This window comes from Kitasatospora albolonga (genome assembly GCA_002082585.1).
Classification (GTDB): domain Bacteria; phylum Actinomycetota; class Actinomycetes; order Streptomycetales; family Streptomycetaceae; genus Streptomyces; species Streptomyces stephensoniae.
The window spans coordinates 3,050,660-3,071,638 of the sequence record CP020563.1; the positions used below are offsets into that span (position 1 = coordinate 3,050,660).

Annotated in this window: 17 protein-coding genes and 1 pseudogene; 10 read left to right on the forward strand and 8 right to left on the reverse strand. The window is 72.0% G+C overall.

Going from position 1 to position 20,979, the window contains the following annotated elements:
• Positions 1-7: 7 nt before the first annotated feature.
• Entirely contained in the window at positions 8-2,764 is a 2,757-nt protein-coding gene (locus tag B7C62_13170; GenBank protein ID ARF73111.1) for a penicillin acylase family protein, read from the reverse strand.
• Positions 2,765-3,001: 237 nt separating this feature from the next.
• Between B7C62_13170 and B7C62_13175 the strand changes: the two genes are divergently transcribed.
• From B7C62_13175 to B7C62_13200, 6 genes are all read left to right on the forward strand, one after another.
• On the forward strand, positions 3,002-4,666 hold the full coding sequence (locus B7C62_13175) for a K+/H+ antiporter (GenBank protein ID ARF73112.1): 1,665 nt from the start codon (positions 3,002-3,004) through the stop codon (positions 4,664-4,666).
• 312 nt (positions 4,667-4,978) lie between these two features.
• Entirely contained in the window at positions 4,979-6,259 is a 1,281-nt protein-coding gene (locus B7C62_13180) for an MFS transporter (protein ID ARF73113.1), read from the forward strand.
• Between the two features lie 66 nt (positions 6,260-6,325).
• Positions 6,326-6,673, forward strand: coding sequence for an FmdB family transcriptional regulator (locus B7C62_13185; GenBank protein ARF73114.1), 348 nt, complete (start codon positions 6,326-6,328; stop codon positions 6,671-6,673).
• Positions 6,674-6,787: 114 nt separating this feature from the next.
• Positions 6,788-7,678: a methylthioadenosine phosphorylase gene (locus B7C62_13190; GenBank protein ID ARF73115.1), complete on the forward strand. Its 891-nt coding sequence runs from the start codon at positions 6,788-6,790 to the stop codon at positions 7,676-7,678.
• A gap of 705 nt (positions 7,679-8,383) precedes the next feature.
• Positions 8,384-8,995, forward strand: a complete 612-nt coding sequence (locus tag B7C62_13195; protein ID ARF77140.1) for a hypothetical protein — start codon at positions 8,384-8,386, stop codon at positions 8,993-8,995.
• 113 nt (positions 8,996-9,108) lie between these two features.
• Positions 9,109-9,660, forward strand: coding sequence for a mechanosensitive ion channel protein MscL (locus B7C62_13200; GenBank protein ARF73116.1), 552 nt, complete (start codon positions 9,109-9,111; stop codon positions 9,658-9,660).
• 16 nt (positions 9,661-9,676) lie between these two features.
• Here the strand turns inward: B7C62_13200 and B7C62_13205 are convergent, their stop codons facing one another.
• From B7C62_13205 to B7C62_13230, 6 genes are all read right to left on the reverse strand, one after another.
• Entirely contained in the window at positions 9,677-9,901 is a 225-nt protein-coding gene (locus tag B7C62_13205) for a hypothetical protein (GenBank protein ID ARF73117.1), read from the reverse strand.
• A 97-nt stretch (positions 9,902-9,998) separates the two neighbouring features.
• Positions 9,999-10,394 (reverse strand): hypothetical protein, encoded by a 396-nt coding sequence (locus B7C62_13210; GenBank protein ID ARF73118.1) that lies wholly within the window; start codon positions 10,392-10,394, stop codon positions 9,999-10,001.
• Positions 10,391-11,275, reverse strand: a complete 885-nt coding sequence (locus B7C62_13215; protein ARF73119.1) for a (2Fe-2S)-binding protein — start codon at positions 11,273-11,275, stop codon at positions 10,391-10,393. The genes B7C62_13210 and B7C62_13215 overlap by 4 nt, the downstream gene beginning before the upstream one ends.
• The gene (locus tag B7C62_13220) at positions 11,272-11,874 is read right to left on the reverse strand and encodes a 4Fe-4S ferredoxin (GenBank protein ID ARF73120.1); all 603 of its coding nucleotides are present in this window, start codon (positions 11,872-11,874) and stop codon (positions 11,272-11,274) included. The genes B7C62_13215 and B7C62_13220 overlap by 4 nt, the downstream gene beginning before the upstream one ends.
• A gap of 6 nt (positions 11,875-11,880) precedes the next feature.
• Positions 11,881-14,208, reverse strand: a complete 2,328-nt coding sequence (locus B7C62_13225) for a nitrite reductase (protein ARF73121.1) — start codon at positions 14,206-14,208, stop codon at positions 11,881-11,883.
• Positions 14,205-15,194, reverse strand: a complete 990-nt coding sequence (locus B7C62_13230; protein ARF73122.1) for an MFS transporter — start codon at positions 15,192-15,194, stop codon at positions 14,205-14,207. The genes B7C62_13225 and B7C62_13230 overlap by 4 nt, the downstream gene beginning before the upstream one ends.
• A gap of 295 nt (positions 15,195-15,489) precedes the next feature.
• Here B7C62_13230 and B7C62_13235 point away from each other — a divergent pair.
• The 3 genes and pseudogenes from B7C62_13235 (at position 15,490) to B7C62_13245 (ending at position 18,119) form a co-directional block, all read left to right on the forward strand.
• Positions 15,490-15,708 (forward strand): annotated as a pseudogene (locus B7C62_13235) (hypothetical protein).
• Between the two features lie 265 nt (positions 15,709-15,973).
• Positions 15,974-17,131, forward strand: coding sequence for a hydrolase (locus B7C62_13240; GenBank protein ID ARF77141.1), 1,158 nt, complete (start codon positions 15,974-15,976; stop codon positions 17,129-17,131).
• 241 nt (positions 17,132-17,372) lie between these two features.
• Positions 17,373-18,119, forward strand: a complete 747-nt coding sequence (locus B7C62_13245; GenBank protein ARF73123.1) for a hypothetical protein — start codon at positions 17,373-17,375, stop codon at positions 18,117-18,119.
• Positions 18,120-18,220: 101 nt separating this feature from the next.
• Here B7C62_13245 and B7C62_13250 read toward each other — a convergent pair whose 3' ends face one another.
• Positions 18,221-19,744 (reverse strand): MFS transporter, encoded by a 1,524-nt coding sequence (locus B7C62_13250; protein ARF73124.1) that lies wholly within the window; start codon positions 19,742-19,744, stop codon positions 18,221-18,223.
• A 62-nt stretch (positions 19,745-19,806) separates the two neighbouring features.
• Here B7C62_13250 and B7C62_13255 point away from each other — a divergent pair, with 62 nt between their 5' ends.
• Entirely contained in the window at positions 19,807-20,823 is a 1,017-nt protein-coding gene (locus tag B7C62_13255; protein ID ARF73125.1) for a transcriptional regulator, read from the forward strand.
• Positions 20,824-20,979 lie beyond the last annotated feature (156 nt).

Below are 20,979 nucleotides of genomic sequence, written 5' to 3' on the forward strand. Positions count from 1 at the left end.
CAGGGCCTCAGGGCTGCCGGGGCTTCAGCGTCAGCGTGTCGACGGTGGACGCGCCGACCGCGTCCGTACCGAAGGACCAGTCGAGCAGCTCGCCCTTGGCCCACTTGTCGGTCTGGTCGGTGTAGTGCGCGTTGAACGCGTGCCCGGAGGCGCCGGAGAGGTTGATCCAGCGGGACTTGTCCCAGTCCCCCACGTTGACGACCATCCGCATCGACGGCACCCAGATCACCTCGTAGCCGCTCGCCGCGTTCCAGCCGGTGGCGTTGACCGCCGCCTCACCGCCGCCGAGGTTCCAGGGGCCCCGGTTGAGCGCCCGCTGGAGCAGATCGGGCCCTTCGGTACCGAGGGTCTGGTTCTTCAGCATCAGCCGGTGCAGCCGGCCCCAGCTCCAGGTGGAGATGTCCTTGCCGAGCTTGGAGGTCAGCTCCCAGCGCGCGTCCTCCATCGCCCGGGCGAAGAGCTCGTCCCGGTTCTCCAGGGCGTCCTCACGGCCCCTGGCGGGCGCCTTCCACCACTCGTTGTCCTGGTCCTTGACGATGTCGCGGACCACCTGGAACCAGCGGTCCCCGCCGTCCGGCTGCGCGGAGTCGCCGTCGCGCTGGCCGCACTCGCGCACGAGCTTGCGCTGCGCGTCGACCGGGCCGCTGTTCTTGGCCGGCGGCACGTTGATGCAGTCGCCCTTGACCCGCAGCTCCTTGGGGAGCTTGTTGCCGAAGGCGAGCTTGAGGATGTTGCGCCAGACGCCGTTGAAGTACGCGGCGGCGGCCGAGTCGGGCTCCTGGGTGTAGTCCCAGCCCTCCAGCAGCTTCTGGGCCTCGCGCACGCTCGGGTCGGAGACGTTGATCTTCAGCAGCTCGGGCACCAGGAGCGCGGCGATCTCGCTGGTGTTGTCCATCTGCATCTTCTGCATGTCATCGGTCGAGACCTTCTCGCCGCCCTTGATCTTCTGGGCGATGAGGTCGTTGATCCGCTGGCTGCGGGTGCCGTAGCCCCAGTCCTTGGTGAGGAGGTGGGGGTACTCGCTCTCGTCGATCACGGCCTGGTTGGCGGTGACGATGTACCCGCGCTTCGGGTTGTACTCGTAGGGCAGCTCGTCGAAGGGAACCGGCTCCTTCGCCCAGCCGTACGCCGGGTCCCAGCCGGGGCTGGGCAGCGTGCCGTCGCCCTTGAGGCGGACCGGGATCTTCCCCGGCGCCTGGTAGCCGATGTTGCCCTCGGTGTCGGCGTAGATGAGGTTCTGCGAGGGGACCTCGAAGTTCTTGGCGGCGGCCCGGAAGGTGGTGAAGTCCTTGGCCCGGTTGATCGCGAAGACCGCGTCCATGGACTTGCCCGGCTCCAGGGCGGTCCACTTCAGGGCGACCGCGTAGCCGTCGGCGCGGTCGGGGGCGGAGTTGCCGACGGGGGCCTTCTGGCCGACCTTGTCCAGTTCCTTGCTGCGGTCGGAGACGAGAGGCCCGTTGTCCGTCTCGCGGACGGTGATCTTCCGGTCCCTGCCGCCCGCGACCTTGATGGTCTCCTCACGGGTGGTGAACGGCTTCACCTTGTCGCCGTACAGGTAGCCGTCGTCGGAGACCTTCTCCAGGAAGAGGTCGGTGACGTCCGCGCCGAGGTTCGTCAGGCCCCAGGCGATGTCCTGGTTGTGACCGATGATCACACCGGGCATCCCGGAGAAGGTGTAGCCCGCGGTGTCGTACTGGCAGGTCTTGGAGAGCTTCCGGCAGTGCAGGCCCATCTGGTACCAGAGGGAGGGCAGCATCGGCGCCAGGTGCGGGTCGTTGGCGAGCAGCGCCTTGCCGGTCGTCGTGTGGTCGCCGTTGACGACCCAGGAGTTGGACCCGATGCCGTTGCCGTTCGGGCCGAGCAGGGCGGGGATCTCGTCGAGGGTGTCGGAGAGCGCGGAGAGCTGGGTGTTGAGGCCCTCGGCGGCGCCCTGCGGGATCTCGGCCCCGGTGCCGCCGGACGGGGTGGCGTCGAGTTCGAACTTCCCGGTGACCGGGGAGACCGCCCCCCGGTCGACGATCGGCTTGTGCGTCTTGTAGGGGTACTCCGGGTACAGGTCCTCGATCTGGCCCTTGTCGAGGCGGCTGGTCAGCAGCGAACGGTCGATCTCGTCCTGCATGTTGCCGCGCAGGTCCCAGGCCATCGCCTTGAGCCAGGCCACCGAGTCGACCGGGGTCCACTGGGTGGGCTTGTAGTTGTTGGTCAGCCCCAGCGCCGCGTACTCGACCGAGATGTCCCGGCCTTCCTTGTCCTTCAGGTACGCGTTGACGCCCTCCGCGTACGCCTGGAGGTTCCGCTTGGTGCTCTCGTCCAGGACCTTGTCGTACTCCTCCTGAGCGACCTTCCGCCAGCCGAGCGTGCGCAGGAAGGCGTCGGTCTCCACCTGGCCGGAGCCGAACATCTCGGAGAGCCGGCCCGCCGTCATGTGCCGCCGGACGTCCATCTCCCAGAAGCGGTCCTGGGCCTGGACGAAGCCCTGGGCGCGGAAGAGGTCGGCGTCGGAATTCGCGTAGATCTGCGGGATGCCGTAGGAGTCGCGCTTGACCTCGACCTCGCCGGAGAGGCCGTCGAGGGTGACCGTTCCGGTGGTCTGGGGGTACGAGGCCCGCACCGTGGACACGGACCAGTAGGCGCCGAACCCGACACCCGCGACGAGCGCCAGCACCAGGACGAGCAGAAGGAGGCGGACGCGGCGCCCCTTCTTCTTCTTGCCGGGCTTCTTCGCGTCGGAAGGGCCGGAAGCGTCGGTTGTATTGGCGGGCATCGCTGTCCTTCGAGGGGCAGGGTGGTCCTGGGAGTGCAGGAGCAACCATAGGCGCAGCCGGTAAGCCACTCGGACGCGGTATAGGGATGCATCCATTTGCGTATCCCTCGTACGAACGCGCGAAAGCCTTATGGAGAACGCGGAAGCCGTCAAGGAAGCGTTAAAGATTAGGTAAGGTAACGAAGTACTGGCCGCCGGAGGTCGATCCGGCAGGCGCACGCAGGGAAGGAACGGCTCCTGACTGTCCACGCGCTCAACGAACTCCTGCTCGTCTGCTCGCTCGTCCTTCTCGTCGCCGTGGCGGCGGTACGGATCTCCTCGCGCAGCGGGCTCCCCAGCCTCCTCCTGTATCTCGGCATCGGGATCGCTCTGGGGCAGGACGGCATCTTCGACGTCAAGTTCGACAACGCCGAGCTGACGCAGGTGATCGGTTACGCCGCCCTGGTCGTCATCCTGGCCGAGGGCGGACTCGGGGCGAAGTGGAAAGAGGTCCGTCCCGTCCTGCCCGCCGCCGCGGTGGTCTCGACCGTCGGCGTCGGCATCAGCGTGGGCATCACCGCGGCAGCCGCTCATTACCTCGTCGGGCTGGACTGGCGCCAGGCCCTCATCATCGGCGCGGTCGTCTCCTCCACCGACGCCGCCGCCGTCTTCTCCGTTCTGCGCAGAGTGCCGCTGCCGTCCCGGATCACCGGTGTGCTGGAGGCCGAGTCCGGCTTCAACGACGCCCCCGTGGTCATCCTCGTCGTCGCGTTCTCCGCCGTCGGCCCGGTCGAGCACTGGTACGTCCTGATCGGCGAGATCGCCCTGGAGCTGGCCATCGGCGCCGCCATCGGCATCACGGTGGGCTGGCTGGGCTCCCTGGGGCTGCGGCACGTCGCCCTGCCCGCCTCCGGCCTCTACCCGATCGCCGTCATGGCCATCGCCGTGATGGCGTACGCGGCGGGCGCCATGGCCCACGGCAGCGGGTTCCTCGCCGTCTACCTGGCCGCGATGATCCTCGGCAACTCCAAGCTGCCGCACTGGCCCGCCACCCGGGGCTTCGCGGACGGGCTGGGCTGGCTGGCCCAGATCGGCATGTTCGTGCTGCTCGGCCTGCTGGTCACCCCGCACGACCTGGTCCAGGACTTCTGGCCCGCCGTCGTGGTGGGCCTGGTGCTGACCATGGTGGCCCGGCCGCTGTCGGTCTTCCTGAGCCTGGCGCCGTTCCGGCTGCCCGCGCGCGAGAAGGCCCTGATGTCGTGGGCGGGGCTGCGCGGGGCGGTGCCCATCATCCTGGCGACCATCCCGATGGTCTCCGGGGTGGAGGGCAGCACCAGGATCTTCAACATCGTCTTCGTGCTCGTCATCGTCTACACGCTGATCCAGGGCCCGACCCTGCCCTGGGTCGCGGCCAGGCTGAAGATCGCCGAGGACCGGGCCGAGGCCGACGACCTGGGCGTCGAATCCGCTCCCCTGGAGCGGCTGCGCGGCCACCTGCTGTCGGTGGACATCCCGGAGAAGTCCCGGATGCACGGCGTCGAGGTCGGCGAGCTGCGGCTCCCGGCCGGGGCGGCGGTCACGCTGGTGGTCCGCGAGGAGGAGAGCTTCGTGCCCTCCCCCACCACGGTCCTGCGGCGCGGCGACGAGCTGCTGGTGGTGGCGACCGATCCGGTGCGCGACAAGGCGGAGGCCCGGCTCCGGGCGGTCGGCGAGGGCGGCAAACTGGCGGGCTGGCTGGGCACGGGCGGCGGGACGGGGCCGTCCGGCACACCGGGCAACCCGGGACCGCCGGCGCTCGCGAAGGCCCCGGCGACGGGCGGACGGACGGGACCGGTCGGTCCGGTCGGTCCGGCCAGGCCGGTCAAGAGGCTCGGGGCTGCCGACGGCGCCTCCGGTACGGACACGCGTCATCAGAGAGGTTGACAGGAAGTCGACAGGAATAGGACGCGGATCACAGGCCCACCAGGAGACCCTGTGCGCATTCACAGGCGCACAGGGTTTTCTGCCTGTACGATAAAGGCACACTGATCGACCAACTCTGTCTGATGCAGAGCTGGCGCGACCGTATGGCGGTCGTGGTGTCTCTTCGCCCGGCGTTTCTCCGCCGATGGCAGCGAGTCGCCCGGCATCTACCGCAGTTCCGCGCGAAGAGGACAGCTCTCGGCCGCTTCCGTCCGGCCCGCCCCACAAAGGCGCCGGGAAGCAGCGCCACCAGGCGGCAGAAAGGCAAGGACCGTGGCGACCACGGTCACCGACCGCCCGGGTTACGGGCAGTTGCTCCGCACCCCCGGTGCGTGGACCTTCCTCCTTCCGGGCTTCGCCGCACGGCAGCCCTTCGCGATGCTGACCATCGGCATCGTGCTGCTCGTCCAGCACACCACCGGCTCGTACGGCAGCGCGGGCGCCGTCGCGGCCGTCGCCGGTGTCTCCATGGCGCTGGTGGCCCCGCAGGGCGGCAAACTCGCCGACCGGTTCGGCCAGCGGGCCGTCCTGCTGCCCGGCGTGCTGCTGCACACCGCCTCCGTGAGCACCCTGACCGCGCTCGCGCTGGCGGGCGCGCCCCTGTGGGCGCTGTTCGCCGCCGCCGTGCCCACCGGCGCCTCCGTCCCGCAGATCGGCCCGATGGTGCGGGCCCGCTGGGCGGCGCTGCTGGGGGCCACCCCGGACCGGCCCGCCTCCCCGCTGATGTCCACGGCCGCCGCCTTCGAGTCGGTGACCGACGAGTTCACCTTCGTCCTCGGACCCGTCATCGCGACCGCGCTGTGCACCGGCGTGCACCCGGCGGCCGGGCTGATCGCCGAAGCGGCGCTCACCCTGGTCGGCGGTCTGCTCTTCGCCGCGCAGCGCGCCACCCAGCCCGCTCCCCGCCCCGCCGCAACGGCGGACCGGCCGCACGCCTCGGCGCTCTCCGTACCGGGTGTCCGCGTGCTCATCGTCGCCTTCCTGGGCATCGGCGCGGTCTTCGGCGGGATGCAGGTCTCCCTGACGGCGTTCACCCAGGAGATCGGCCACCCCGGCATGAACGGTCTGCTGTACGGGATCTTCGCCGCGGGCAACATGCTGGCGGGCATCGTCTGCGGCGCCATCGCCTGGAAGATCAGCCCGCAGCGCCGGCTCGTCGTCGGCTATGTGGCCCTGACCCTCATGGCCTCCGGCCTCTGGGCCGTGCACTCCGTACCGCTGCTGGCCGGACTCGGCCTGCTCGTCGGCCTCTGCATCGCCCCGGCGCTGATCAGCGGCTACACGCTGGTCGAGTCGCTGGTCCCGGCCACCGCCCGCACCGAGGCGTTCACCTGGCTGACGGGCGCCGTGGCACTGGGCCAGGCCGCCGCCGTGACCGTGGCGGGGCAACTCGCCGACGCCCATGGCGCGAGCACCGGATTCCTGGTCCCGCTGGCCGGTACCGTACTGGCGCTGGCGACCCTGCTGGCCCTGCGCTCGCGGCTGGCACCGAAGTCCGCGGGCCGGACCGTCGCACGTGGGATCGGTCACCGCGAGCCGGTCACGGTGGACTGATCCCGCGGAATACGTCAGTATGGAGCGTCGTTAGCACTCATTGAGTGAGAGTGCCAGGAGGAGCAAGTGCCGACCTATCAGTACCAGTGCACCGAGTGCGGCGAGGGCCTCGAGGCGGTGCAGAAGTTCACCGATGATGCCCTGACCGTGTGCCCGAGCTGCGACGGACGCCTGAAGAAGGTGTTCTCTGCGGTCGGCATCGTCTTCAAGGGTTCCGGTTTCTACCGGAACGACAGCCGGGGTTCCTCGTCGAGCAGCACGCCTGCCTCGGCGACCTCGAAGTCGTCCGACTCCGGTTCGTCCTCGTCGACGTCGACGGGCTCGGACACGAAGTCCAGCGCCTCGTCCTCGTCCTCCGCCTCGTCGTCGGCCCCCGCGCCGGCTTCGTCGTCGAGCGGTACGTCGGCCGCCTGAGCCGCGTACGCCCCACAACGTCTCACCGCTTCACCGGACCCCGCCGAGCCACTCGGCGGGGTCCGTGCGTTCACCCCGGGCAGCGCCACGTGTTCCCCCGGATACGGTGACCGCATGGCGAACGCACATACGGACACGAGCTCCGGCACAGACAGCGCGGGTACGGCGGCGGGGGCAGGGGCGGAGATCGGGGTCATCGGCGGCTCGGGCTTCTACTCCTTCCTGGAGGACGTCACCGAGGTCTCCGTGGACACCCCTTACGGGAAGCCCAGCGACTCGGTCTTCCTCGGCGAGATCGGCGGCCGCCGGGTGGCCTTCCTGCCCCGCCACGGCCGGGGCCACCATCTGCCGCCCCACCGCATCAACTACCGGGCCAACCTCTGGGCCCTGCGCTCCGTCGGGGTCCGCCAGGTGCTGGGCCCGTGCGCCGTCGGCGGGCTGCGCCCGGAGTTCGGGCCGGGCACCCTGCTCGTCCCGGACCAGCTGGTGGACCGCACCAAGACGCGCGTGCAGACCTATTACGACGGTGAGACGCGGGCCGACGGGACCGTACCCAACGTCGTCCATCTGGGCTTCGCCGATCCGTACTGCCCCGAGGGCCGCCGGGCGGCGCTCGCCGCGGCGCGCGGGCGCGGCTGGGAGCCGGTGGACGGCGGCACCCTGGTGGTGGTCGAGGGGCCGCGCTTCTCCACCCGCGCGGAATCCCGCTGGCACGCGGCCATGGGCTGGTCCGTGGTCGGGATGACCGGCCACCCGGAAGCCGTGCTGGCCCGGGAACTGGGGCTCTGCTACACGACGCTGACCCTCGTGACCGACCTGGACGCGGGCGCCGAGGCCGGTGAGGGCGTCTCGCACGAGGAGGTCCTCCAGGTGTTCGCGGCCAACGTGGACCGGCTCCGGTCGGTGCTGTTCGACGCGGTGGGCGGGCTGCCCGCGACGGAGACCCGCAACTGCGCCTGCGCCCACGCGCTGGACGGGATCGACACGGGGATCGCGCTGCCGTAGGGGCGGGGGGCGGGGGCCTCTCGGCGGCTGCCGCGGGGCGCTTCCCGGCGGGGGGCGGGAGGCGCGGGCTGGGCGCCGGGAAGGTACGGGCTGGGCGCCGGGAGGTGCGGGCTGGGGACGCGGGGCGGGGGCGCGGGGCCGGGGCGCCGGGAGGTGCGAGCCGGGGACGCGGGGCGGGAGCGCGGGGGGCGCCTCCCGGCGGCGAGGTACCGGGTCCGGGGCGGCGGTCCACCACCGGATCGGGTGACGGAGTTGTCCACAATCCCGGGGTTGTCCACAGGCCCCGGCGGGATCTGCGCGGACGGTGGATCGTGAGGGGAGTTCGGCCGGGACCTCCGGCCGGGCTCCCCTCGTCCGACGTCAGGTGGCGCCATGTCCCCGTCCCCCTTCTCCGACCTCTCCCCGTCCCGGTCTTCCGGCTCCGACTCCTCTCCGTCCCGGCTCCCCGGCCCCGGCTCCTCCGTGTCCCGGTCCGCCGGTTTCTCCCCGCCCCGGGCCTCCGACTCCGACTCCTCCGCGTCCCGGTCAGCCGATTTCTCCGCGCCCCGGCCCTCCGGCTTCTCCTCTTCCCGGGCCTCCGACTTCTCCCCGCCCCGGGCCGTCGGCTCCTCTCCGTCCCGAGCCTCCGGCCGTTCCGCGCCCCCGCCCGTTCGCCGCGACCCCGCGTGTCACACGCCTGCCGCTCCCCCGCGCGCCGCCGACCGTGTGAAGCCGCCGCCCAGGCCCCCGGCGCCGCCGCCCGCTCCGTACGGGGTGGGGCCGTTCGCGCCGCTGCGGGTGCGGGGCGGCGGGGCGTACCGGCTGCGGCGGATGCTGCGCAGGCAACGGCGTGCCCTGGCGGCGGCGCTCGCCCTGGCGGGTGCGGCCCTGGCCACCACGGGCCTGGGCGCTACGGGCCCGGGCACCACGGCTCTGGGCGCGGCGGGCCCGGGCAGCGCCGAGGGCGGGGCCGCCGCCTCGGACACGGCGGAGCCCGGCCGGCCGTCGGCGCGGCTCGTCTCCGCGCCCGTACGGATCGCGGACGCGGCGACGGTACGGCTGCTGCGCCCGGGAGACCGCGTCGATGTGATCGCGGTCGGCGGCCCGGGTGAGGACGCCCGCCTGGTGGCGCGCGGGGTGCGCGTGGCCCAGGTGCCGGTCCAGGGCCCGGTCTCCGGCGACGGTGGCCACCTGAGCGGCGGTGCGGCGGCGATCGGCGCGGGCGGGGCGCCGGAGGGTGCTCTGGTGATGCTGTCCGTGGAGCGGGCCACCGCCACGGCACTGCTGGGCGCGGGCGCTTCGGGGCGGCTGGCGGTGGCGGTGTCCGATGCGAACTGACGCTCTCTCAAGTCACCCGTGTGCATTACCGGATTGGACAGTGCCGCCTTCTCCCGCCTTGAGTGGCGGAGCAGTTTGCTCCCCTCACCGCACATGCGAAAGAAGGCTCACCTGTGAGCGAGAAGAAGGTCAGTCTCCTGGAGGGCTTCAAAGCCTTCCTGACGCGCGGCAATGTGATCGATCTGGCGGTGGCCGTCGTCATCGGCGCCGCGTTCACGAACATCGTGAACGCGTTCGTCAAGGGCATCATCAATCCGCTGGTCGGTGCGTTCGGCACGCAGGACCTGGACAACTACAGCTCCTGCCTCCGGGGCCCGTGCACGACGGACCCGGCCACCGGCGAGATGGACGGGATCGAGATCCTGTGGGGGTCCGTGCTCAGCGCCGCCCTCAGCTTCCTGATCACCGCCGCCGTCGTGTACTTCCTGCTGGTGCTGCCGATGGCCAAGTACCTGGCCAGGCGGGCGGCGATGCAGGCCGCGAAGGATGGCGTGCAGGAGACGCTGGAGGTCAGCGAGCTGGAGGTGCTCAAGGAGATCCGCGACGCGCTGGTCGCGCAGCGCGGTGGTGGCACGGCCGGTGCCGGTGGGTTCGGTACGGGCTCCGCCGGTGGGCCGGGCGAGGGCGGCGGCGGGGAGCTGCCGGGCCGGGACGGGGAGCGGTAGCAGGCCGGTCACCGGCTCAGATGTGGTGGGGCGGCTTCTCGTCGAGGAAGCGCGCGAGGTCGGCGGCGCCGGAGCCGCCGGAGGGCCGCTCACCCCATCCCCGGTCCGTATCGTCCGCGGACTGCTGGTCCAGCGGATCGTCGAAGACCAGAACCGGCTTGGGCTTCGGTTCCCGCGGCGGCTGCTGTGCCTGCGGCTGCTGCTTCGCATCGCGCGGACCGGGGGCGGGGGCGGCACTCATGGTTCCAGGGTACGGCGGCCGGCGGCAGGATACGGGCCGCCGCCGGGCCGGGCGGCTCGCGCGAAGGGGTTCGGGCGGACTCGGGTGCGGGCTGCCGTCAGCGGTCCTTCGGGTCGAGGAGCCAGAGGCCGAGCACGACGAGGAACGACAGGCAGAGGAAGCCTGCGCCCCACCAGGCCGTGCCGGTGTTGCCCTCCATCCACTCGTCGATCAGGACCGTCAGCCCCCAGAGCTGGCCGACGACCACGGTCATCGCCAGAGCGAGGCGGGCTGTCAGCTTCGAGGAGCGCTCCGGCTCCTGGTCGGTGCCCGCGCCGGGGCCGGGCCCGGTGTGGCGGACGCGCGGGTCTCCGTAACCGCTGGTGGGGCGGATCTGGGGGTACCGCTCGTGGACGGGCCGGTTCAGGGCGGGGTCGGCGCTGCCCGGGTGATAGGTGGGGTAGTGGCTGCCCGGGGGCGGCAGCGGCTGCTCGGGGTGCGGGGAGTCGGTCATGCCCGCCTGCCGGGGGTCTCGGCGCGGTCGGCGGAGGATGCCCACGCCCCGGTGCGGCCCGGAGCGGTACCGGTGGCGGGGGAAGGTGCCGGGCGGCGGCTCGTGGCGGGCCCGGTGGCGGGGGATGTTCCGGGGCGGCCGGGAGCGGTCCTGGCGGCCGGGGACACCCCCGTACGGCCCGGAGCGGCGACCGGGTCGCGGCCTCGGGGCCTGGGGCCGGGGCCCGCGCCCCGGGGTGGTGCTTCGGCGCCGCCGTCGATGTCGGGGCAGCCGATACGGGCGGCGAGGTCGGGGCGCTCGCCGCCGAGCTGGCGGCAGAGGCCCGCCTCGACGCTCTCGCCGGAGCGGGTGGTCCCGACGGCCCAGATACTGCCGTCGGCCTCCTCGACGACGATCACCTTCGGCAGTCCGCGCGGGGGCGGGCCCGCGGTGACCTCACCGGAGCGGGCGTCGAAGACGCCCTCGTGGCAGGGGCAGTACAGCTCGCCCTCCCGGCCCCGGTCCTTGCGCCAGAGGACGGCGCAGGCGAGGTGGGTGCAGACGGCGGAGTAGCCGACGAGGGTGCCGTCGTCGAGCCGGACGGCGACGGCCCGGTCCTCCTCGCCCGGGTAGCGGAAGGCGATGGACTCGCCGGGCGGGAGCCGCTCGGCGATGCGTTTCGCCTCGGGGGCCTTGCCCTCCTCGCCGTCGCCGTGGCGGTGCAGGATGCCCGCCGCCACACCGATGCCGCCGACGGCGAGACCGCCGGAGACGGTGGTGACGATCCGGAGGTAGTCGCGCCGGGTGGTGAGGGAGTCGGCGGCGATCCGGTCCTGGAGCGCCTCGCGCGGGTCTCCTCCGGAGGAGTGGTCGCCGCCCTGCTGCTGTTCGGTGACGCTCATCGGCGGACGTCCTTCCCGTTGATCTCGACGACGGGCAGACCGCCGGGGACCGGCCACTGCACCTTCTCGGCGGGGACGACCATGGCCACGCCGGTGCGGACCTCGGTCTCGCCGAAGACGAAGGTGTCGGCGACCTGGACGCCGGGGCGCTCGGCCTGGAGCTCCTCGACGGTGCCGTAGAAGAGGGCGCCGGTCGGGCAGACGGTGGCGCACATGGGGGCGAGGCCGTAGGCGGTGCGGTCGTAGCAGAGGTTGCACTTCAGCTGGAGCTTGGCGCCGAGGTCGATCTTCGGTACGCCGAAAGGGCAGGCGTTGACGCAGTTGGCGCAGCCGATGCAGCGGGTGGTGTCGGCCTGCTGCACCACACCGTCGGCGGTCACCAGGATCGCGTCGGCGGGACAGACCTCGGCACAGGGGGCGACCGGGTCCTCGCAGTGCATACAGACCGTGGGAAGGGAGGCGACGGAGTGGCCCTCGTCGGTGTAGTCGAGATGGATCATCGACTTGCCCCGGTGCGAGTCGCATTCGCGGCAGGCGGAGACACATGCCTGGCAGCCGATGCAGCGCCCCGGGTCGATGAAGATCGTTCTGCCCATCATGGGGAATCAGCTCCTCTCCGAGGTGCCACGGCCCTGGGGGGACGTGGGAGGCAGCGGGTCGGTACGGGAGACCTGGGTCTCCGGATAGGCGACATGGCCGGGGGCGACCGGCGGGGCGGGGACCTCGTCGATCCGCCCGGCGTGCTCGATACGGCAGGCGCACACCTTGTACTCGGGGATCTTGGAGCGGGGGTCGAGGGCGTCGATGGTGAGGGCGTTGGCCGCGGTGGGGACGGGCCAGTGGTAGGGCACGAAGACGGTGTCGGGGCGGATGGCCTCGGTGACCAGGGCGGGGAAGACCTCGCTGCCGCGCCGGGTGACGATCCGTACGGGCTCGCCGTTGCGGAAGCCGTGGGAGGGGTGGATCTCGGCCCAGGGGCGCGGGGTCTGTTCGACGAGGGCGCCGAGCCTGCGGGTCTGGTTGCCGGAGAGGAAGTGGGCCACGGTCCGGCCGGTGGTGAGCGACATGGGGTGCTCGTCGTCGTACGGGTCCATCGGCGGGTGCCACTCGACGACCTGGAGGTGGATCTTGCCGTCGGGGTGGTAGGTCTTCCCGTCCTCGAAGAGGCGCGGGGTGCCGGGGTGGTCGGTGGAGGGGCAGGGCCAGGCGATGCCGCCGGTCTCCTCCAGCCGTTCGTAGGTGATGCCGTAGTAGTCGTTGACGGTGCCGGCGGAGGCGATGCGCAGTTCCTCGAAGACCGCCCGGGAGTCGGGGAAGTCGAACTTGTCGCCTGCGCCGAGGCGGCGGGCGAGTTCGCACATGACCCAGGTGTCGGTGCGGACGCCGGGGGGCGGGTCCTGGGCCTTGTTGTGCTTGACGACCCGGGCCTCGGCGTTGGCCATCACCCCTTCGTCCTCGGCCCAGGTGGTGACGGGGAAGACGACATGCGCGTTGGCGGCGGTCTCGGAGAGGAAGAAGTCGAACTGGGCGTGGAACTCGGTGGCGTCGTACCCCTCCTTGACCACCCCGTAGTTGGGGAGGGAGACGAAGGGGTTGTTGCAGATGCCGATCAGGCCGCGGATCTCGCGGCGCTGCATCTGCCAGACCATTTCCATCATGGAGGTCCCGGCGGGCGGGAGTTCGGACTCCTCGATGCCCCAGATCTCGCAGATCTGACGGCGGTGCTCCTCATTCATGATGGAGCGTCCGCCCGGAAGGAGGTCGGACTTCTGGCCGTGCTCACGGCCGCCCTGCCCGTTGCCCTGACCGGTGATGGTGCCGTATCCGGCGCCGGGCTTGCCGATGTGGCCGGTGGCGGCGCAGAGGCTGATCACGGAGAGGCAGTTCTCGACGCCCTGCGAGTGGTGCTCGATGCCCCGGGCGTGCCAGGCCATGGCCTTGGGGGCGCGGGCGAAGGCGCGGGCGACCTGGACGATCTGCTCGGCGGGGATGCCGCAGATGGCGGCGGCGCGGGACGGCGGGTACTCGGCGGCCTTGGCCCTGACCTCCTCCCAGCCGGTGGCGTGGGCGGCGAGGAAGTTCTCGTCGGTGAGCCCTTCGGCGATGACGACGTTCAGTACGGAGGTGAAGAAGGCCGAGTCGGTGCCGGGTTTCAGGGCGACGTGGATGTCGGCGGTCCGGGCGATGGCCGTCTCGCGCGGGTCGATGACGATGAGGCTCGCCCCGCGGTCCCGGGCCCCCCAGACGTACTGGGTCATCACGGGGAAGCACTCGCCCACATTGGACCCGGCGATGAGCAGGCAGTCGGTGAGGAGGATGTCGGAGAAGGGGTTGCCTGCCCGGTCGATGCCGAAGGCGAGCTTGTTGGCGCCCGCCGCGCTGACCATGCAGAGGCGGCCGTTGTAGTCGACGTGCCGGGACTTGAGTGCGACCCGGGCGAACTTGCCCACCAGATACGTCTTCTCGGAGAAGAGGCTGGCGCCGCCGAGGAGCCCGAAGGCGTCGTTGCCGTAGGTCTGCTGGATGCGCTTGATCTCGGAGACGGTGAAGTCGAGCGCCTCCTCCCAGGAGACCTCGCGGAACTCCTCGTCGCGGGAGCGGCGCATGAGGGGGGCGGTGAGCCGGTCGGGGTGGTTGACCTGCTGATAGGCGTTGATGCCCTTGGGGCAGAGCCGCATCCGGTTGATGTCGTGGTTGCGGGGTTCGACGCCGAAGACCTTGCCGCCCCGGTCCACGCGCAGATACATCCCGCACTGGACACCGCAGAAGCAGCAGTGGGTGGGGACGAGCGTCTCGCCGTTCTGGTCGGCGTGCCACTGGTCGGCCGGGATGCCGCCCGCGTCCCGGAAGGCGCGGGTGCCGGGCGGGGCGAGGGAGGGGTCGAGCGGGATGAAGGTGCGGCGGTCGGCGGCGGCTCGCGGTTCCGCGGTCACTTGAAGCCCTTCTTCACATGGGAGAGGTAGGCACTGCCGCGCAGCACCCGCTTGCAGCGCGGGCAGTACTCGGCCCAGGCGTCGAAGTCGAGCCGGAGGTCCCGCATGGTGCCCCGCAGGTTCTCGACGTACGGGCCGGTGTCGATGGGTTCCTCGCAGCGGCGGCAGGCGAAGACCTGGTCGTCCTGGCGGCCGGTGTACTTGAACAGCTGCATACCGACGGCGGCCGGGCGCTGGACGATGTGGAAGAACTTGCCGAACGGGATGTAGATGAGCGTGAAGACCACCGAGGCCATGTGGAGGATCGCCAGGAACTGGTAGCCGCCGCCGTGCAGGAAGATCGAGGAGAAGGTGAGCAGCAGCCCGGTCACGGAGATGACGATCAGCGCGATCAGCGGCACCAGGTCGTAGGCGAAGCGCTGGCCGGTGGAGGCGCCCCGGTCCTTCATCCGGCGCCACAGGAAGTACGAGGCACCGGGGATGACGAGGACGGCGGCGATGTCGAGGCCGTGGAACATCAGCCAGCCGAGGACGGAGAGCGAGTCGAAGCCGAGGATCTTGAATCCCCAGATCCGCATCTCGTAGCCGGGTCCCGAACCGCTGCCGGAGGTGAAGGTGAACCAGCCCCAGGTGAGCGGGAAGGTGATCAGGGCGGCGAGGACGCATCCCCAGAAGATCAGCTGGTGAGCGGCCCAGCGGGCGTGGGACCGGGCGCCGAGGAACTTCTGGAAGCCGAGGTAGGTGGCGATCATCTTCGGCAGGGCGGTGGGGGCCTTGCGGAGGTTCTCGTACGAGAAGAGGCTGCGCCAGCCCTGTTTGAAGAGGCGTCGGGCACCGGGGGCGGAGATCCAGACGGTGTAGCGGTAGGCGACGCCGAAGGCGAGAAAAACCGTGGCGACGGCGTACGGGAGGAGGGCCGAGTCGAAGTTCCGCAGCATGCGGCTGCCGAGCACGATCGCGACGATCAGCAGGGCGGAGACCACCACTCCGGCCAGGGTCGCCCGGGCGGTGACCGACCGGGGGCCGGTGGCGGCGGGGGACGCGCCCGTGGAGTCGGCGGGGGGGATGCGGCTCGGCCGCGGCGGAGGCCGCGGAGGGTGCGGGGGCTTCTGGCGGCTCGGTCACTCGGCCACCGTAGGGCCGTTTACGGCAATTGGACCTGTTTTGGGCGATAAGGGGGTGAGTGCGTCGCCCGGACAGGCGCAGGGGGTGGGGGCGGGAGGGGAGGGGGGAGGGGCCCCTGCGCCTTGGTCGATCTGGTCGGGTGGTCTTCGGGGTGCCTGGAACGAGGAGTCCTGGGAGGACGACGAGCCCGGTGCCGCCGGATGCCCGTGCGGGAGCGAGGAGTTCGAGGCCGCTGTCGCCTTTTCGCTCGGCGACGACGCATCGGTCCGCTGGGTGACCGTGGGCCTGCGATGCGCCAAGGACGGGTTCTGCGGGGTCTATGCCGACTGGAAGATCGACTATGGCCCCGCGGATCACCTCCTGACCATGGTCTAGGTCCTGTCGTCACACCGCCGTCGTTGCCCGAAGGGCGGCCGGGTACTGCGACCTCGGCCCCGGCACGCGCTCCAGCGACCGGGGGATCTGGGTCGGCAGGGGGAAGTCATGCCCGACCCGAAGGCCGGAGGGCCCGGGAGGGGAGGTTGGGGCGGGGGTGGCGGTACGTTCGGGGGGTACGTGTGAGGCTGCGCCTGTTCACCGGCGCCGGACCGAGGAGCGCGCCATGGTCGCCGAGGGCCCTCAGCCACCGCCGCAGTCAGCGCTGCCGGATGCCTCACAGCCCCCGCAGCCCCCGTTGCTGGACGCGCTGACCGATGTGGCCGGGGTCCGGGTCGGGCATGCTCAGGTGGCCGGGGCCGGGGCGTTGAGCGGGACGACCGTGGTGCTGGCGCCGGAGGGCGGGGCGGTGGCCGCCGTCGACGTACGGGGTGGCGGGCCGGGGACCCGGGAGACGGATGCGCTGGACCCGCGCAACCTGGTGCAGCGGGTCGACGCGATCGTCCTCACGGGCGGCAGCGCGTTCGGGCTGGATGCCGCGTCCGGTGTGGTGGCCTGGCTGGAGGAGCAGGGCCGGGGCGTCAGGGTCGGCGCGGGGCCCACCCAGGTCGTCCCCGTCGTCCCGGCCGCCGCCCTCTTCGACCTGGGCCGGGGCGGCGACTGGCGGGCCCGCCCCGATGCCTCGACCGGCCGCGCGGCGGTGGAGGCGGCGGCCGCTTCCGAACCGGGGACGCCGGTCGCCGAGGGGAGCGTGGGCGCGGGTACGGGGGCGGTGGCCGGGCAGCTCAAGGGCGGCATCGGCACGGCGAGCGTGCGGCTCGGTTCCGGGGTCACCGTGGCCGCCCTGGTCGCGGTGAACGCGGCGGGCTCGGTGCTCGATCCCCGTACGGGAGTGCTGTTCGGGGAGTACGGGGCCGGGGAGCCGCCCGCGTACCCGGCGGCCGGGACGCACGCGGCGGCGCTGCGGCGGCTGGCCCGGGAGCAGGAGGCGATGGCGGCGGCCGGGGGCGGGGTGCCGCCGTTCAACACCACGATCGCGGTCGTCGCGACGGACGCGGACCTCGTCCGGGCCCAGGCGCAGAAGCTGGCGGGCACCGCGCACGACGGCATGGCCCGCGCGGTGCGCCCGGTGCACCTGCTGACCGACGGGGACACCGTGTTCGCGCTCGCCACGGGCCGGGTGCGGGTGGACTCGGAAAACCCGGTCGCGGTCAACGAGATCCTCGCGGCGGGCGCCGACGTCCTGGCCCGCGCCATCGTGAAGGCGGTGCGCGCGGCCCGGAGCACCGAGGGGCCGGGCGGTGCGTTCCTCGCGTACACGGATCTGTACGGCGACCGGGCGGACGACAGGGACCCGCACGGGGACCGGACGGACGGCAAGGACCCGCACAAGGAGCGGCCGGACGGCGGCGGCGAGGCGTAGGGGCCTGCTGGAGGGGCGGGGGCGCGTGGTGCCCGTGCGGGGGCGTGCGGGGGCGTGCGGGGCCTCGACTCGCAACGGCGGCACGGCAGTTCACCCCCAGGTGCCCGAAATGCACCGGGAGCGGCCGGGGAACTTTCTGCGTGCGCCCTACGTTTTTACGAACCCCGGTCACGATGTCAGACCCAGGGACTACGTTAAGCACGCATCAAGTAACACGCGGCGACGGCCTGGAGACAGCACCTTGAGCGATCCGTACGAGACAACCGAGCAGCACCTCGACCGACTCCTGCGACGCGCCCTCAACTCGTTCGATCTTCCCGACAGCACCGTCGATCTGCTCGGTTCGGCGCTGGCGCACAGCAGCACACTGCACTCCTCGCACCACAGTCCCGCCCTGCACCGGGAGACCTACCGCCACACCTACCTCCTCGCCGACGGTTCCGACCTGACCCTGTGGGAGCTGGTGCACAGCGGGGGCCGGGACGAGCAGGCCCCCCGCCGCCACGAGCTGTACGACGACGAGGGCGACGTCCATGTCGCCGCCGCCCGCCTCGCCGGGAGCCTCTCGGACGCACCGGCCTTCGGTGACGAGGGAGGGCAGGGGGAGCTGGAGATCCTGACGCTCCTGATGGCCGCTCCCCCGGCCCCGGTGCCCAGGACGTACGCCCCCGACAACTCCGCGGACCACGCCCGGCGGGTCCTGCGCCGTGCGGAGAACCGCGACCGGCCGGGCGAGGAGAAGGCGCGGCTGCTGCGGTCCGCCTTCGCCCACCACATCACCCAGGTCTTCGGGCGCCAGTGCCAAGTGGGCGACCAGGAGGCCGGGTTCACGCTCTACGAGCACGCCTTCCTGCTGCTGGACGGCAGCGAGACGAGCCTCTGGGAGGTCGAGCACACGGCGACCCCGGACGGCCGCCACATGTGCGAGGTGTACGAGGACGAGCGCGCGGCCCGGGCGGCGATGGAGAGCCGGACGAGGATCTGCTGAGCCCGGCCGGGCGCCCGCGCCCTGGGGGCGGGGGCCCGGCCGGACGACCGCGCCCCAGCGGCGGCGGGCCTGCCCTCGGCCGCCGCCGCCCGGCCCGCCGCTCAGCCCTTGAGTGCCGGTTGCTCGGCGAGGAGGTCGTCACCCGCCGCCTCGCCCTCCACGTGCGCCCGCGGGCGGGCCGGCAGCGCGAACATCAGCAGGAAGATCGCCCCGAGCACTCCGGCCACCCACCACAGCGACTGCTGGAACGCGTCCACGAAGGCCGGGCCGAGCTCCTGCGGGGCCAGCCGGTCGCCGATCGCGCCGAAGAAGACCACCGACACCAGCCCGAGGCCGAGCGCGGTGCCCATCTGCTGCACGGTGTTGATCAGCCCGGACGCCGAGCCCGCGTGCTCCTTGGGCACCTCGGAGAGGATCGCGTCGGTCAGCGGGGCCACGATCAGGCCCATGCCGACGCCCATGACGATCAGCGGGACGGCCATCTGCCAGGAGGTGATGGCCATGCCGTAGTGCTCGGCCTCCCAGAGGTAGATCAGCAGCCCGGCGATCATCAGGAGCGCGCCCGCCTGGAGGACCTTGCGGCCGAAGCGGGGCACCAGCTTCTGTACGGAGATCCCGGCGGCCACCGAGACGGCGACGGAGAACGGGATGCCCGTCGTACCGGCCCGCAGGACGCTCCAGCCGAGGCCCATCTGCATGTAGAGGGTCCAGACCAGGAAGAAGATGCCGAGGCCGATGCCGAAGGTGAGCTGTACGGCGATGCCTGCGGCGAAGCTCTTGACCCGGAACAGGGACAGCTCGATCAGCGGTGAGCCGTCGATGATCGCCTTCTGCCGCTGGTGCAGGACGAGGAGGCCGAAGACGAACAGGCTGCCCACCATGGAGATATGGCCCCAGAGCGGCCAGTCCAGCTCGTGCCCCCGGGTGAGCGGGTAGATGAGCATCAGCATGGCGAGGGTGACCAGGGCGACGCCCAGCAGGTCGAGCCGCATGGCCCGGGGGGCCTTGGACTCGGTGATGTACTTGGCGCCGAGGAGCAGGCCCGCGATGCCGACGGGCAGGTTGATCAGGAAGATCGGCCGCCAGCCGAGGCCGAAGAGGTCCCACTCGGTGAGCAGCGCGCCCAGCAGGGGTCCGGAGACGGCGCCGAGGCCGACGACCGCGCCGAAGAGGCCGAAGACCTTGCCGCGTTCGTGCGCGGGGAAGGTGGCGTGCACGATCGAGAGCACCTGGGGCACCATCAGCGCCGCCGTCGCGCCCTGGAGGATGCGGGCGGCGACGAGTATGTCGGAGTTGGGCGCGAGGCCGCAGAGGGCCGAGGCGACCGTGAATCCGGCGATGCCGATGAGGAAGAGCCGCTTGCGCCCGTAGATGTCGCCGAGCCGTCCGCCCGTGATCAGTCCGGCGGCGAACGCGAGGGCGTAGCCGGCGGTGATCCACTGGATCGCGGAGACGGAGGCGTTCATGTCGCCGGTGATGCTCGGGATCGCGATGTTGACGATCGTGACGTCGACCAGGTCCATGAAGGCCGCGGTCATCACGATGGCGAGGGCGAACCAGCGGCGCCGGTCGGCGGGGGCGGGCGGAGGCGGTGCCGTGTCCGGCAGCGGTGCGGAAGAAGACATGGGAAGAAACTACGTTCTCATTAGGTCGGAACGTGACCTGTTTTGAGCGCATCCTGTTGTCCATGACCGACACACCGGCACGACTGCTGAAGCTGTTGTCGCTCCTCCAGACCCCGCGCGAGTGGCCGGGCGGAGAACTGGCCGAACGGCTCGATGTCAGCCCGCGCACGATCCGCCGCGACATCGACCGGCTGCGCGAACTGGGCTACCCGGTCGAGGCGTCCCGCGGTTCCGTGGGCGGCTACCGCCTGGTGGCGGGGGCCGCCATGCCACCGCTCGTCCTGGACGACGAGGAGGCGGTCGCCATCGCGGTGGGGCTGCGGGCGGGGGCCGGGCACGCGATCGAGGGCGTCGAGGAAGCCGCCGTACGGGCGCTGGCGAAGCTGGAGCAGGTGCTGCCGTCACGGTTGCGGCACCGGGTCTCCGCGCTGCAGAACGCCACGGTGGCGCTGACCCGGGGCGACGGGGCCACCATCGACCCGGAGACCCTGACGACGCTCGCCTCGGCGGCCACCGGGCGGGAGCGGCTGCGGTTCTCGTACCGCAGCGGTGACGGTACGGAGACCAAGCGGCAGGTCGAGCCGTACCGGCTGGTGAGCACGGGGCAGCGGTGGTACCTGATGGCGTACGACCTGCTGCGGGAGGACTGGCGCACGTTCCGGGTGGACCGGGTGACCGAGCCGTTCGCGACCGGGGCCCGTTTCGCTCCCCGGCCGCTCCCCGCGGAGGAGGACGGGTCCGGGGAGCCGGGTGACGCGGCGCGCTACTTCGCCCGGTCGATGGCGGGCCGGCAGCCGGAGCTCCGGCTCGATGTGCGGTTCGGGGCGCCCGCGGGGTTCGTGGCGGCGCGGCTGCCGCCGACGCTCGGTGTGCCGGAGCCGGACGGGGAGGACGCCTGCCGGTTGCGGTCCTCGTCCCTGGACTCGCTGGAGTGGGTGGCGCTGCGGCTGGCGCTGGTGGACTGCGAGTTCACCGTGCAGGGGCCGCCACAGCTGGTGGCGTACGTGGAGAGCCTGGGCGCCCGGCTGACCCGCGCGGCGGGACCGGGGACGGGGGCGGGGGCGGGGCGGCAGGACTGAGACCCGGGCTGCGGGAAGGGGCGGGGCTGCCGCTGCGGGGGCCGGGCAGCGGAGGGCCCGGACATGGATGAGCCCCGGCGCCGGGGGGGGTGGGCGCCGGGGCTCAGTTCCGGGGACCGGGGGAAAAACCGGTCGGGTAACCGGCATGCGCCGGTC